This window comes from Streptomyces sp. SID486, from assembly GCF_009865385.1.
GTDB lineage: Bacteria > Actinomycetota > Actinomycetes > Streptomycetales > Streptomycetaceae > Streptomyces.
Window position 1 is genome coordinate 1 of record NZ_WWJT01000092.1, and the last position, 13,541, is coordinate 13,541.

A 13,541-nucleotide genomic window follows, 5' to 3' on the forward strand; every position below is an offset into this window, starting at 1 on the left:
GCGCGTCACGGAGATGCGCGTCACGGAGATGCGCGTCACGGAGATGCGCGTCACGGAGATGCGCGTCACGGAGATGCGCGTCACGGAGATGCGCGTCACGGAGGCGCGTCACGGAGAAGAGAGCGGGTGCTCCGGCTCGGCGTCGCGGCCGGAGCCCCCGGCGCTCGGCGACCCGCCGAACCCCTCGGCAGGGCCGTCGTCCCCCGGCGCGGCGGTGGTCAGCCCGCCACCCGGGTCTCGCCCTCGCGGGCCTTGCGGAGGATGTCCTGCCAGAAGGCGGCGGAGCCGACGGCGTCCTGCTCCTCCCGGGTCCAGGCCCGCCCGTTCTCGTCCGCGGGGTCGGCCATGCGCTTCCACAGCTCGTCCATCGCGCCCTGCGCCAGTGCCTGGACGCCCTTCCAGGTCTCCGCCTGCCGCCCGGCGTGTTCCCGCTCCGCCAGCCAGGCCGTCTCGGCGCCCTGCGCGTGCGCGGCCACTGCCTGCCAGGCTCGTTCGGCCTCCGCACGGGCCGCGGCGGTGTCCGAGGCGCCGCGCAGCGCCTCCTCGGCATCGACCGCGGCCCGCAGCAGCAGCGTCAGCGTCCGGTGGCGCAGGGCCTCGGACTCCGCGGTCCGTAGCCGGTGCTCCTCCAGGTCCAGCGCCCCGCCGCTCACCCAGCCGAACCCGTAGAACTCGCGGACGTCCTCGTCCCCGCCGCCCGGCCGCAGGGCCCACTGCGCCGCCACCCGGACCTGCTCGCCAGGGTCGTGCGCGGCGCGCCCGGCGACGAACTCCCGGTCCTTCGCCCGTACGGCCTGCTGCTCGGTGGCCACCGCCTCGCGGGCACCCCGGTCCTGCGCCTGCGCCTGGGCGTAGCCGCTCTTCACGAACGCGGCCCGGTCGGTGTCCGAGCCCCGCAGCGCCTTCTCCGCCGCCGCCCGGGTGGCCGGTGCGAAGGCGGCCGGATGGGTCGCCACTACACGCTCGCAGAACTGCCGGTTGCGGGAACGAGTGTCCCGCAGCCGCTGCTTGGCCAGGTCGTAACCCCCGCCCGGCGCCAGCCACTCGGCGATGGCCGCGTCCCCCCGGGTGCTGCGCAGCGCGTTCCACGCCGAGGTCCGCAGCTCGGCCGGCAGCCCCGACAGGGCGACCCGGCGCACCTGCTCGCGCGCCCCGGCCGCTGCCGCGGCCAGCGCGGCCCGTGCCCCGTCCGCGGGTGCGTCCGGCGCGTCCGGCGCCGACACCGTACGCGGGAAGTCCTGTCCCTGGGCCGGACACGCCGCCGTCACCGGCAGCAGCACCGCCACGACGACCGCGCAGGCGGCCGCCGTCACCCGGGCCGGCCCGCCCGCCGACGCACGGGCCGTCACACCGGTCACGGCGCGAGGGGAGGGGTGACCTCCCAGGCCGGGTAGGCGGTCAGCAGGTCGTGCCAGTCGGCGAAACGGCCGCTGGTGAACAGCTCGTTCCGCGCGTTCACCTTCACCTGGTAGTGATCCTTGCCGCCCTCCCAGAGGAACCAGGCGGTCGCGGACCTGCCCGGCACCCAGCCCTGGAGGTCGGGGCACCAGGTGGTGCTGTCCCTGAACGCCTTGGTGTTGTCGTTCGCTCCCAGGACGACCAGGCCCTGGTCCGTGGTGGCCTTGAGATAGTGGCCGGACTTGCTCGCGGCCTCGAAGGAGAAGCAGCCGGCGCGCCCCGACAGGGCCGGCAGTACCAGCCAGGTGGCGGCTCCCCGAAGCGGCACGTTCTGGGGGGACACCGGTCCGACGGTGGCCGCCGTGCCGTTGACCCCCGAGTGGTGGACCGGCAGCCACTTCTCCGGGCTGTTCTGGACCCGCAGCGACAGCGACTGCCTCCGTGCGCGACGCTGGCCGGCCTCCGAGAGGAACTCCGCCACCTGCACGTCGCCGGCCGCCAGCGCCTTCTCCGCCGATGTCACCAGATTCGGGTTGAACGGGCTCTTCTTCGCCGTGTCCAGGATCTGGCGGGCCAGCATCCGGTTGGCCTCCGCCAGCTTCTCGCGCCGCGCCTCGTCGTCCCGCTTGTAGGCCGCGTCGGCGCCGGTGTGGAGGAAGTCCAGCCAGTCCGAGGCCCTGGTGCTGAGCACCGCCTTCTGCGCGGCCCGGTACAGCTCGGAGTCCTTCAGGTCGGACGGTGCCATGCGCAGCATCTCGCGGATGAAGTTGTCGTCGCTCGTGTCGAGCAGACTCTGGGTGACCGGGATGCGGAACAGCGCGGCCACGTTCTTGCGCGCCGCCTGGTTCCTGCGGAGCTCCGCCTCCTTGCGGTTCTTCTCCTCCAGCTCCTCCAGCTCCCGGGCCACGTCCTTCTTGTGGGCCTCACGCGCGCCGTTGACGATGAACTCCCGCCAGGCCGCCTCGTCCGCCAGCAGCGCCTGGGTGGCAGCCGCCCGCACCTCCGGACCCGAGGCCTCGTGACGCAGGATCGCCCGGATGAAGTTGTCGTCGCTCAGCCCCAGCAACTCCGGGGTGCTCGGGATGCCGATGGCCAGCAGCGCCTGCTGACGCGCCAACCGCGCCGCCCGTTCCGCCTCGGCCTTGTCCCGCTCCCGCTGCTGGTCCAGCCGGTGCGCCTCGTGGATGCCGGTGACTATGAACGCCACATGATCCGCGTCCATGGTGCTCGCCATGGCCTTCTCGGCCGCCGTGCGCACCGAGTCCAGCCGCTCCCCGGCCTCGTTCGCCTTCCTCCACAGCGCGTGGATGAAGTCGCTGTCGGACAGCAGCAGCACGTCCACGGTGGGGTCCAGCCCCACCGCCGCCGCGTCCACCCGTTGGGTCTCGGTGGTCCCGATGCCCGCCGCCTGCGCTTCGCGGTCCGCGGACACCGCCCGGTCCGCCGCGACCGGCACGGCGGACACCGTGCTCTGACCGCTCACGGCGAGGACGGCGGCGACGGTCGTGGTGGCCACGGCACCGCGACGTACGGCGGTGCGCGTCTTGTGTGGAGCGTTTCTTCGCATGCGCATCTCTTTCTCTTCCGTAGTCCGCGATCCGTCGGGGCGCGGAAGGGCAGGGCAAGGGGAGCCCCCTCCCGCCGGGTACGCCGGGTACGCCGGGTACGCCGGAGAGCAGGGCAGGTCGGAGCGATGGTTTGGCGCCGTGCTGGGGGCCGGGCAGCCCGGCGTGACGCTCGGCCACTGTGAGCGTCAGGCGTGTACGGGTGTGAGGACGGCGTCACCGCCTCGCGCGCGCGACGGCGCGGGCGATCGACGAGAAGGGTGGGACCGGGGCTTACCGCGCGTCGAGCGCGGTCCCCGGCAGCCCGGTCGTACGCAGACGGTTCCCCGATGGATGCCGCAACTCTTTCCCCCCTGGAATGCCGCCCTCCCCGAAGGCGGTTCAGATTGCGGGACCTCAGGTCCCCCCGTCCACGTCGCGCCTGTGTTCGGTCAAGTCAATGCCATGACTCTACCAAGAAGAATGATCTTCGCTGGGTTGGTTTTGGTCATTTTTGACCGAAAGCCGCGCATTGTGGATGGCGCTGAGTAAGTGGTGGTGCGTGAGTGGTGCTCGTCCCCGCGGCGGGCGAGGGGAATCGCGGCGAGGTGGACGAGGACGGCCGCGATGAGTCGGCCGGGTCGGTGGTCGGACAACACGGCTACAGAAGACCTCAGGTGAGCTGAGGTCCTGCTCGTGTCCGAGGGGGGCTTGTCGGAGGCTGACCCAAAACGGCGACGGCAGCGGGGTGATCTATGTGGATCAATCCGTGATCGATGTCGGGAAAGTGGCAGAGGCGGCGTCAGGTCGCCGGGCGGGCGCTCGGCTCCGCGCGGGGGGATCGTGACCGGGTGTTCGCTCGAGGCGGCTTCAGGCTCTACCGGGTGAGGCAGGCGGCCCACAGGGCCCCGGGAAGATGTCGGCTCGGTGGCGCAAGCCCCGGAGCCGTCTGCACCTGCCGGAGGGCTTCCGTATCCACGACTGGAGGCACAGTAAGGATGCACGACCTGGATGCCACTCGGCCTGTCATTCCGGCCTGGCCTGGGTCTCCAGGCTGTTGGTCACGTGATCGGTCACGCCACAGCCCGGAAAAGCAGAAGACCCCTGATGAACAGGGGTCTCAGCTGGTGTCCGAGGGGGGACTTGAACCCCCACGCCCGATAAAGGGCACTAGCACCTCAAGCTAGCGCGTCTGCCATTCCGCCACCCGGACAAGGTGTCTGTCGTACGAGGCTTCCCTTTCGGCGGGACCTCCTCGCGGCGACGAAGGAAACATTACCAGGCTTTCGAGGGTGCCCTGATCACCCCCCGGTCCGGGGCCGGGCGGGCGTGAACGGTGTGTGACGGGCCGGGACCGGTCTTGGGCCCCGGACGGCACCGGAGGGAGGATGGGGGGACCACCAGCAGTGACAGCGGGAGGAAGCAGCGTGAGCGAGACGGACACGGCCGGGAACGTCACCGGCCAGGACGAGGTCGTGGACCTCTGCCGCGACCTGATCCGGTTCGACACCAGCAACTACGGCGACCACTCCGGACCGGGCGAACGCAAGGCCGCCGAGTGGGTCGCCGAGAAGCTCGCCGAGGTCGGGCTGGAACCCAGGATCTACGAGTCGCACCCGGGCCGCGCCTCCACGGTGGCCCGCATCGAGGGCGAGGACCCGTCCCGGCCGGCGCTGCTCATCCACGGCCACCTGGACGTCGTACCGGCCAACGCCGCCGACTGGACCCACGACCCGTTCTCCGGCGAGATCGCCGACGGCTGCGTGTGGGGCCGCGGAGCCGTCGACATGAAGGACATGGACGCGATGACCCTCGCGGTCGTCCGCGACCGGCTGCGCAGCGGACGCCGGCCCCCGCGGGACATCGTGGTCGCCTTCCTCGCCGACGAGGAGGCCGGCGGCACCTACGGCGCCCGCCACCTCGTCGATCACCACCCCGAGCTGTTCGAGGGCGTCACCGAGGCGATCAGCGAGGTCGGCGGCTTCTCCTTCACCGTCGACGACCAGCGTCGCCTGTACCTGATCCAGACGGCCGAGAAGGGCATGCACTGGATGAAGCTGACCGTGGCCGGCACCGCCGGGCACGGGTCGATGATCCACCGCGACAACGCCATCACCGAGCTGTCGGAAGCCGTCGCCCGCGTCGGCCGGCACACCTTCCCGGTGCGCGTCACCAAGACCACGCGGGCCTTCCTCGACGAGCTGGGCGACGCGCTCGGCACCGAGCTGGACCCCGAGGACATGGAGGCCACCATCGCCAAGCTCGGCGGCATCGCCAAGCTGATCGGCGCGACCCTCGGCAACACCGCCAACCCCACCCAGCTGAACGCCGGCTACAAGGTCAACGTCATCCCGGGCGAGGCCACCGCCCACATCGACGGACGGTTCCTGCCCGGCCACGAGGAGGAGTTCCTCGCCGACCTCGACCGGCTGCTCGGCCCGAACGTCCGCCGCGAGGACGTGCACTCCGACAAGGCGCTGGAGACCAGCTTCGACGGCGCTCTGGTGGAGGCCATGCAGTCCGCGCTGCTCGCCGAGGACCCGACCGCCAAGGCCATCCCCTACATGCTCTCCGGCGGCACCGACGCCAAGTCCTTCGACGACCTCGGCATCCGCGGCTTCGGCTTCGCCCCGCTCAGGCTGCCGCCCGAGCTGGACTTCGCCGGCATGTTCCACGGTGTGGACGAGCGGGTGCCCGTGGACGGGCTGCAGTTCGGCGTCCGGGTGCTCGACCGCTTCATCGACGCCTCGTGAGACCGCCTCTTCCGGGGGCGTGCGAGACGCTTATCGGGCAGCCGTACGACGCCGACTGAGAAGGGTGAATCCGACGATAAGTTCGTAGCTTCATTAGTTCCTCCTCGTTGCAGCTGATGTGATCCCGCGCCTTGGGGTCGCATTGCCAACTAGGAGGAAGAATGATCAAGAAGGTCGTCGCTGCTGCGGCCGCCACCGGTGGTCTGGTTCTCGCGGGCGCGGGCCTCGCCGTCGCCGACTCCGGTGCCCAGGGTGCCGCTGTGCACTCCCCGGGCGTCGTGTCCGGCAACGTCGTCCAGGTGCCCGTGCACATCCCGGTGAACGTGTGCGGCAACACGATCAACGTGATCGGGCTCCTGAACCCCGCCTTCGGCAACGCCTGCGTCAACAAGTGACACCGGCTCCCTGAGGGGCGTCCTTTTACGAGCCGTCGGCCCCGGAGCGCGCGCCATGCGCTCCGGGGCCGACCGGTCTCCGGAGAACCAAGGCACGGAAGGCAGGGGGGAATTCAGCATGCGACAGGGCACGCGCAAGAGCCTGATGACCATGGCCGCGGCGACCGGCGTGATCGCCGCCGCGAGCGGCTACGCACACGCCGACGCCGGTGCGGCCGGCTCCGCCGGGGGCTCACCCGGCGTACTGTCCGGCAACACGGTGCAGGCACCGGTGCACATCCCGGTGAACGTCTGCGGCAACACCGTGAACGTCGTCGGACTGCTCAACCCGTCGGTGGGCAACTCGTGTGCTGACCACGGCGGCGGCGCGGCGGGGGGCTCGCACAGCGGCTCCGCCGGCTCGCACGCGGGCGGCCACACCGGTGGCTCGCCGGGCGTCGGGTCCGGGAACACCGTGCAGGTGCCGGTCGACGTACCGGTGAACGTCTGCGGCAACAGCGTCGACGTCATCGGGGTCGGCAACGCCGTCACGGGCAACGACTGCGCCAACGGCGGCGGACACGGCGGCGGACACGACAACCCGCCCGGAAAGCCGGGCCAGCCCGGGCACCCCGGCCAGCCGGGACACCCCGGGAACCCGGGACACCCTGGAACGCCCGGTCATCCGGGCGAGCCCGGTAACCCCGGCACCCCGCACCAGCCGGGCCGGCAGGGGCACCCCGGCAAGGGCGTCCAGTCCGCCGGGGGCAGCTCCGCGGCGGCCCACGGCGCCTCCCAGGTCGAGGCGCGGACCGGCCGCTCGGCCCAGCCCCTGACCACCGCCGAGCTGGCCCACACCGGCAGCGAGGTGCCGCTGGGCATCGCCCTGCCGGCCGGCGCGGGCGCGCTGCTGGCGGGCGCGGTGCTGTACCGCAAGGCCCGGGCCGCGGCGTAACGGCGGCGCGGGACGACACCGGGTGTACGGCCCCGGGCCGTACACCCGGCGCACGGAGCGGGCGCCCGCCCTCCCGGCGGGCACCCGCTCCGCTCACATGTCCGGACTCACCATGTCGCGCGTACCTGGCGGATGATCCGCCGGCGCAACCGCACCCTGCGGCTGCCGTCGCGCAGCAGACTCAGTCGGTCCAACTCCCAGTGTCCGTACTCGGCATGGTCCGTCAGCAGACGTGTCGCCTCCTTGCGGGAGACCCCGCGAGGCACGTACACGTCGACAAATTCGTATTCCGGCATCGCATCTATTGTGCGGGCTGGTGCCCGGTACGGATAGCGTCTGCACTATGTCTGATGCTGCGCAGCCCACCGCTGCCGACGTACGCGCCGCCGCGGAGGCGGTCAAGACCGCGCTCGACCGTCATCTGGCCGCGGTCGAACGCAGGTCGGGAGAGGACGATCCGGCCGTCTCCGAGGCGTTCAACCAGCTGGCCGCTGCCGCGGAGGCGTACGACGAGCTGCTCTACGACCGCTACGACGAGGTCACGCCCTTCGAGATCCCCGGCACGGAGGACGCGCTGCCGCCGTACGCGGGTCCCGAGGAACCGAACGCGATCAGCGTGCTGATCCGCCGCGACTACACCGTGGCGGAACCCCAGCGGCTGCTGGCGCAGGCGCAGCGGGTCGAGGCGGCGGAGTTCGACGCCGCTGACGACGACGATGCCGCGGGGACCGTCCCCGGGGCGCTGGGCATCCTCTTCGGTGAGTTCGAACCGGACGAGATCGCCTCCCGGCACAAGGAGTTCGGTCTGGAGGAGGGCGACTCCACGCTCTGGGTCACGGCCGCGGAGGAGCCGCCCGAGGCCGGCGAGTGGCTGGAGGCACCCTTCGAGCACATCGACCCCCAGACCGTGGTGTGCCGGTTCGACGTGAGTGCGGTGTTCGACGACGACGAGGACTCCGACGGCGAGGACGACGACGAGATCGAGTTCGTCGGGGAGGACGAGGGGCTCGAGCCCCTCGACACCGACAAGTGAGGTGTGGCCGGCGGTGCCGCACCGGCCCCAGGGCCCGCGGCACCGCCGGCCCGGTCCGCCGGGGCTGACCGCCGCGGCGGTCAGCCCCGGCGGAGCGGACGTCAGCTCGTCTGGGGGCGCAGCAGTGTCTGCAGCCGGGTCGTGCGGGGTTTGGGCGGGACCTCCGCGACCGCCTTCGGCAGGGCCTGCTCCACACCGTGGACCACGGACAGATGCCGCTCGGCCCGGCCGAACGCCGTGTACACCCAGGGACGGCTGAGCGCCTGCGCGGCGTCGCCGGGCAGGACCACCACCGCCGCCGGCCAGCGGGCGCCCACCGCCTGGTGCGCGGTGACCGCCCAGCCGTGCCGGACACCGCCCTCCACCCGCTCCCGCGGTACGACGACGGGGGCGCCGGCACACGTCAGGTGCAGCCCGTCGGCGTCGGCGTTCACCACCACGCCCGGCACCGTGCGGCCCGGCGCGGGGGAGTGGACGATCCGGTCCCCGGGGTCGAATCCGCCGAACCGGCCGGGACCGGGGTTGAGGCGTTCCTTCAGCGCGGTGTTGAGGGCGCGGGTGCCGGCGGCGCCGCCGTGGCCCGGGGTGATCACCACGGTCTGGTCGGCCGGGACGCCGATCGCCCGCGGCACCGAGTCCGCCACCAGCTGCACCGTGCGGTGCACGGCCTCGCCCGCGTCCCGCACCGGCACGATCACGATCTCCTTGCCGGGAGCGGCGACCTGGTTCAGTTCGCCCACCCCGACACCGGAGACCAGCTCGCCGAGGGGGCCGGGGTCCGGGACGCGGGAGACGGCCACGGGGCAGACACGGGCCGCGAGCAGGTCGGCGAAGACCCGGCCCGGTCCGGCGGACCACAGCACCCCGGGGTCGCCGCTGAGCACCAGCCGGGCCCCGTCGGGCAGCGACTCCACCAGCATCGCGGCGCTCTCCACGTCGAGCTGGGGTGCGTCCAGCACGATCAGCAGGTCGAGTTCGAGCGCGCCGTCCGCGTCCCGGCCGGGACCCTCGGCGCCGGACAGCAGCCCCGCGACCGTGCCCACTCGTCGTTGCTCACCCCCTCAGCATGCCCGGTGGGCAGGGGGGTGATGGCGGAGGGAGTCTTCAGCACACCGGAAACGCTAGTCTTCGCCCGGCGCGGACCGCATCGGCCCTCCGCCGGAGCCGGGTCCTAGGACCAGAGGCGCAGCCGTGCGTGCTTTTCCGTTCCCGCAGGGGACCTCATGTGGTCACGCGTGCACACGGTGCGTTCGGTAAACGCACAGGGCAAACGCAGAAACTCCACTCAATTGTTCACGTTCCTCTGTGACTTGAGTCACAAGGGGCGGGAATTGTTGACCCTGTGTACCGAGTGGGCAGCGCGCTGTGATTCAGTGGCTGGAAGCCGCGAAGAGCACCGAAACGAGCCGCCGCGAAAGACGCGGGAGAAGCGCCGAAGACAACCCTTGATTCGCTGCGAGGTCTCGGGGGGAGGGCGAGCATGGAGACCGAGTCGGAGCCGTATGTCCGCCTTGCGTCCCTGCGACAGCTGCACCAGGTCATGGCCGACATGAACACGGCACGCAGCCTGGCGGACACACTGCAGAGCGTCGCCGACGGCGCCGTGGGCGCGCTCGGGTACGAAATGGCGGCCGTCAACCTCGTGCGCCCCGACGGCGACCTCGTGGTCGCCGCCTTCTCCGGCAACTCCGCCGCCGAGGCCCTGATCACCGGCCGGGCCGGCTCCCGCGAGTCCTGGGACCGCCGGCTGAACATGGGCGAACGCTGGGGCGACCTCGTCTTCATACCGCACACCGAGGGCTGGGTGCTCGACGACGACGACGTCCCGCAGTGGTACACCGACGGGCCCGCGCCGCGCTTCGAGGACGAGTGGCACCCCGCCGACCGGCTCTTCGCCCCCATGTACACCCCCGGCGTGCAGGGCGGCTCCTCCGGGGAGCTGCTCGGCGTCATCTCCGTCGACCGCCCGCGCAACGGCCGTCACCCCGGCGCCTGGGGCCGCGAGGCCCTGCAGATGTACGCCTTCCAGGCCGCCATCGCGATCAGCAACGCCCGCCTGCGCGCCAACATGCAGCGCGCCCTGGTCCGGCTGGAGCGCGAGCAGCAGGCCCTGCGCGCCAGCGAGGAATCCTTCCGGCAGGCATTCGAGTACGCCCCCTCCGGCATGGCCATCGCCGAGATGGGCGGCGACCAGCACGGCCGCATCCTGCGCACCAACGACGCCCTGTGCCGCCTGCTGAGCCGGCCGGCCTCCGCGATGCGCCGCTACTCCTTCTCCGACCTCGTCCATCCCGAGGACATCGGCACCCTGCTGCGCACCTCGGCGGAGGGCGGACGCGCGGAGCTGCGGCTCGGCCGCCGGGACGGCACGTACGTGTGGGTGTCGCTGCGCAACTCGGTCGTCGCGGACGCCGCCGACGGTCCCCGCTTCCTGCTCACGCACGTCGAGGACATAGAGGAGCGCAAGCGGCGTGAGCTGCAGCTCGCCCACCGCGCCTCCCACGACTCGCTGACCGGCCTGCCGAACTCCGCCGAGCTGCGTTCGCGGCTGTCCGCCCGGCTCTGCCGGCGTCCCGCCCACGCCGACGCCCTGGCCTCCCTGGACGCGGCCTACGGCCACCCGGCCTTCGACGCCCCCGCCGGCCACGGCTTCGACTTCGCGCCGGGCACGGAGGCGTACGACGCCTACGACCACCATGTGCACACCGTCGCCCCCGAGGACGGCCACGACGACGGCGCCAAGGGTCTCGCGGTCCTCTTCTGCGACCTGGACGGCTTCAAGTCGATCAACGACCGCTTCGGGCACAACGCGGGTGACGCGGTGCTCATCGAGGTCGCCCGGCGCCTGTCCAGGGGCGTACGCGACGGCGACACGGTGGCCCGTCTCGGCGGTGACGAGTTCGTGATCCTCGCCGACGGCCTCGGCCGGGCCGACGCGCAGGACCTGGCCGTACGGCTGCGCAACGAGATCATCCAGCCGATCCGGGCCGAGGGCCGGGCCGTCCGGGTGGGCGCCAGCTTCGGCATCGGGTGGGCGCACTGCGGCATGACGGCGGACGAGGTGCTGAAGTCCGCTGACGAGCGGATGTACGTAGAGAAACGATCTCGTCCCAAACAGCACCGACGCGCCGGATGATCCGCAGGTCAGCGAGTTGATGCGGTCTGGGTCACCCGTTTGGACGAGTGAGAGCGGGTAGGCTCGCCCTTCCAGCCCGAATCGCATCCGCCCGCACCTGTTGAGGAGTACCAAGGGATGACGCCCGGCAACAACGGCGCGAGCACGCCCGAGGACGACGACCCGTTCGGCTACCTGTACGCAGACGGCCAGGCACGGGGAGCCCAGCCGCCGTCCGGCGGCGGTTACGGCTACCCGAACTCGGTCAGCAGGGTGCGTGCGGTGGGCGAGCGTCAGTACGGCCAGCAGCAGGCGCCGTACGGTCAGCCGCCGCAGGCCGCCTACGGCCAGACCGTGCCGCAGCAGGCTCCCTACGGCCAGCCGAACGCCCACTACCAGGCCCCGGAGACCCTGCCGGGCGGTGCCGCGTCCGGCGTCCGCGCCCCCCAGCCGGCCCCGCCCCGCCGCGGCCCCAACACCAAGGGCCTGCTGATCGGTGCCGTCGCGGTGGTCGCCGCGGTCGTCATCGGCATCGGCATGGCGATGCTCAACGGCAACACGGACGACGGGGCGGGCAACGAGGCGAACTCCACCCCGAGCCAGTCCCAGTCCGACAAGCCGAGCCCCTCGGGCAGCAAGTCGGCCCCGGCCGGCGAGCTGCCGAAGACCGACGCCAAGGACCTGACCCTCGGGCCCGGGGTGACGACGGCGACGGACGTCAAGGGCGCCAGGGCGAGCGGCGGCTCCTACGTGACGGGCTTCAACCAGACCGGGGCTTCGGTCACCTGGACCGTCGACAACATCCCCGAGTCCGGCAAGTACTCCGTCTACATCGGTTACAGCGTCCCCGGCAAGGACGGCACGGCCACTCTCACGGTCAACAACAAGCCTTCCGACAGGGCCGTCGACCTGAAGAACTGGAGGGGCGCCGCCGCGGGCGACTACGAGAACAGCTGGACGAAGACCTACAACTACATCCTGCTCGACAAGGGCACGAACACCATCAAGGTCTCGTGCGAGCAGGGCAACCAGTGCGACACGCTCATCGACCAGATGTGGCTGGTGAAGGGCTGGGTCGGGTCCAAGGGCTGAGTCCCTGAGTCTCGCCGGGGCGCCGCCGAGACCGGCACCAGCGCGTCCCGCCGGCCCATGCCGCCGACCGGCCGCCGTGGCCCGGATGACCAGGGTCGTGGCGGGGCCGTCGTGCGCGGTCCCGTCGGGGCCGAGGTGGGCCGTGTGTCGCTACTTCTTCCTGCGGCGCTTGGTGGGCTCCGGCTCCGGTGTCGGAGTCCTGGGGGTGGTGCGGAGCATCACCGTGTAGTTGCGGTGTTCGAAGAGCTTGTCGATCTCCGGGTTGCTGGACGAGCCGACGCCGCAGCACGCGTAGTGGACGACGAGCGGCGGCGCATCCTCCGCCTGCTGCTCCCGGGCCGCGGCCAGCTCACTCACCTTCTCGCTCAGCGTCCCCGTGTCGACCGAGGTCGCGCCCTCAGCCAGGTGCTTGGCGTCCAGGGGCATCAGCTTGTAGTTGATGACCTCCTCGCCCACGCCGAAGGTCTTCGGGTAGCCGGCCGGCATCGGCTTGCGTTTGTTGTCGGCGCCGACGAGCTCCAGGTCGTCGGCGCCCGGCGGGTTCCCGGACTCGACGAGCTTGGCGACCTCGTTCTCCAGCCAGGCGCCCGGCGGGGCGTACACCACGAGTTCGATCCCGTCCGGCACGGTGAAGGTGGCCTTCAGGGCGCGGCTGCGGGTGCCCGGGAACTTCGGCAGGCGCTGGTTGTCGCCGAACCGGCCGTGTCCGCTGAGGACCGTGGTGTTGGGGTCCTGGGTCCGCTCCTCCGCCTCCTCCTGGGCCTGCGCGGAGGAGCCCGGCATGCGCTGCACGGAAAGGGTCCGGTCGGCGAGCATGCGGCCGACGAGCTGGTTGCCGTAGGCCCTCTGGTAGCCCGTCAGGTCGTAGGGGCCCGCGGCGGGCGCGGACCGGGGCGAGTCCGCCGGGGAGCCGGCGCGCCGGGAGCCGTGCGTCCGTGTGCCCTCCGGCAGTTCCTCGTGCTCGTGCTTGCGCATGGCCGGCTTCCCCTCGGCGCGAGATCCTCGTAGTACGGGCAGGAGGCCACGCTAGAAGGCCGTCCATGGTGCGGACAGGGCGACGAGGGCAGAACCGGGGCAGTCCGGACTGCCTCCGGGCACGGCCTCCGCGGGTCCGCGCCGGCAGGACTCCTCGGCACCCGCCCGGCGCCGGCAGCGGCGCCCGCTCCCGCTCCCGCTCCCGCTCCCGTTCCCGTTCCCGTTCCCGTTCCCGTTCCCGTTCCCGAGGGTCCGCGCCGGCACGACTCCTCGGCACCCGCACCCGCACCCGCACCCGCACC

The 13,541-nt window shown here is 72.1% G+C and carries 10 protein-coding genes, 1 tRNA gene and 1 pseudogene; 6 read left to right on the forward strand and 6 right to left on the reverse strand.

Features of this window, described 5'->3' with window-relative positions:
- Positions 1-218: 218 nt before the first annotated feature.
- The 3 genes from GT045_RS04385 to GT045_RS04395 all read right to left on the reverse strand — a co-directional run bounded on the left by GT045_RS04385 (position 219) and on the right by GT045_RS04395 (position 4,155).
- The gene (locus tag GT045_RS04385; RefSeq protein WP_161333339.1) at positions 219-1,358 is read right to left on the reverse strand and encodes a hypothetical protein; all 1,140 of its coding nucleotides are present in this window, start codon (positions 1,356-1,358) and stop codon (positions 219-221) included.
- On the reverse strand, positions 1,355-2,965 hold the full coding sequence (locus GT045_RS04390) for an AbfB domain-containing protein (protein WP_237538341.1): 1,611 nt from the start codon (positions 2,963-2,965) through the stop codon (positions 1,355-1,357). Before GT045_RS04390 ends, GT045_RS04385 begins: the two co-directional genes overlap by 4 nt.
- 1,102 nt (positions 2,966-4,067) lie before the next feature.
- Positions 4,068-4,155, reverse strand: a tRNA-Leu gene (locus GT045_RS04395).
- Between the two features lie 214 nt (positions 4,156-4,369).
- Between GT045_RS04395 and GT045_RS04400 the strand changes: the two genes are divergently transcribed.
- The 3 genes from GT045_RS04400 to GT045_RS04410 all read left to right on the forward strand — a co-directional run bounded on the left by GT045_RS04400 (position 4,370) and on the right by GT045_RS04410 (position 7,024).
- Positions 4,370-5,695, forward strand: a complete 1,326-nt coding sequence (locus GT045_RS04400) for a M20/M25/M40 family metallo-hydrolase (RefSeq protein ID WP_161289573.1) — start codon at positions 4,370-4,372, stop codon at positions 5,693-5,695.
- Between the two features lie 161 nt (positions 5,696-5,856).
- Positions 5,857-6,090 carry a chaplin ChpH gene (gene chpH, locus GT045_RS04405; RefSeq protein ID WP_161289575.1) on the forward strand — a complete coding sequence of 78 codons (234 nt, stop codon included), beginning with the start codon at positions 5,857-5,859 and terminating at the stop codon, positions 6,088-6,090.
- Positions 6,091-6,208: 118 nt separating this feature from the next.
- Positions 6,209-7,024 carry a chaplin family protein gene (locus GT045_RS04410; protein WP_161333341.1) on the forward strand — a complete coding sequence of 272 codons (816 nt, stop codon included), beginning with the start codon at positions 6,209-6,211 and terminating at the stop codon, positions 7,022-7,024.
- A gap of 107 nt (positions 7,025-7,131) precedes the next feature.
- Here GT045_RS04410 and GT045_RS04415 read toward each other — a convergent pair whose 3' ends face one another.
- The gene (locus GT045_RS04415) at positions 7,132-7,320 is read right to left on the reverse strand and encodes a DUF5703 family protein (protein ID WP_014671721.1); all 189 of its coding nucleotides are present in this window, start codon (positions 7,318-7,320) and stop codon (positions 7,132-7,134) included.
- A 47-nt stretch (positions 7,321-7,367) separates the two neighbouring features.
- On the opposite strand from GT045_RS04415, the gene GT045_RS04420 reads away from it, so the two are divergent.
- Positions 7,368-8,057 carry a hypothetical protein gene (locus GT045_RS04420; RefSeq protein ID WP_161333342.1) on the forward strand — a complete coding sequence of 230 codons (690 nt, stop codon included), beginning with the start codon at positions 7,368-7,370 and terminating at the stop codon, positions 8,055-8,057.
- Positions 8,058-8,158: 101 nt separating this feature from the next.
- On the opposite strand, the pseudogene GT045_RS04425 reads toward GT045_RS04420, so the two are convergent.
- Positions 8,159-9,100: pseudogene (locus GT045_RS04425) on the reverse strand (ATP-dependent RecD-like DNA helicase); the annotation flags it as partial.
- A gap of 437 nt (positions 9,101-9,537) precedes the next feature.
- Between GT045_RS04425 and cdgB the strand changes: the two are divergent.
- Both cdgB and GT045_RS04435 read left to right on the forward strand, forming a co-directional pair.
- Positions 9,538-11,193, forward strand: a complete 1,656-nt coding sequence (gene cdgB / locus GT045_RS04430; protein ID WP_161298651.1) for a diguanylate cyclase CdgB — start codon at positions 9,538-9,540, stop codon at positions 11,191-11,193.
- Between the two features lie 117 nt (positions 11,194-11,310).
- Positions 11,311-12,264, forward strand: a complete 954-nt coding sequence (locus GT045_RS04435) for a carbohydrate-binding protein (protein WP_161333343.1) — start codon at positions 11,311-11,313, stop codon at positions 12,262-12,264.
- Between the two features lie 150 nt (positions 12,265-12,414).
- On the opposite strand, the gene GT045_RS04440 is transcribed toward GT045_RS04435, so the two are convergent.
- Positions 12,415-13,239: a putative adhesin gene (locus GT045_RS04440; protein WP_161333344.1), complete on the reverse strand. Its 825-nt coding sequence runs from the start codon at positions 13,237-13,239 to the stop codon at positions 12,415-12,417.
- Positions 13,240-13,541: the final 302 nt, after the last annotated feature.

Bases quoted from the DNA above. Each gene is read 5' to 3' on its own strand.
- GT045_RS04390 (WP_237538341.1), bottom strand. From the start codon at position 2,965: ATGCGAAGAAACGCTCCACACAAGACGCGCACCGCCGTACGTCGCGGT.
- chpH (WP_161289575.1), top strand. From the start codon at position 5,857: ATGATCAAGAAGGTCGTCGCTGCTGCGGCCGCCACCGGTGGTCTGGTT.
- GT045_RS04410 (WP_161333341.1), top strand. From the start codon at position 6,209: ATGCGACAGGGCACGCGCAAGAGCCTGATGACCATGGCCGCGGCGACC.
- GT045_RS04415 (WP_014671721.1), bottom strand. From the start codon at position 7,320: ATGCCGGAATACGAATTTGTCGACGTGTACGTGCCTCGCGGGGTCTCC.
- GT045_RS04420 (WP_161333342.1), top strand. From the start codon at position 7,368: ATGTCTGATGCTGCGCAGCCCACCGCTGCCGACGTACGCGCCGCCGCG.
- cdgB (WP_161298651.1), top strand. From the start codon at position 9,538: ATGGAGACCGAGTCGGAGCCGTATGTCCGCCTTGCGTCCCTGCGACAG.
- GT045_RS04435 (WP_161333343.1), top strand. From the start codon at position 11,311: ATGACGCCCGGCAACAACGGCGCGAGCACGCCCGAGGACGACGACCCG.
- GT045_RS04440 (WP_161333344.1), bottom strand. From the start codon at position 13,239: ATGCGCAAGCACGAGCACGAGGAACTGCCGGAGGGCACACGGACGCAC.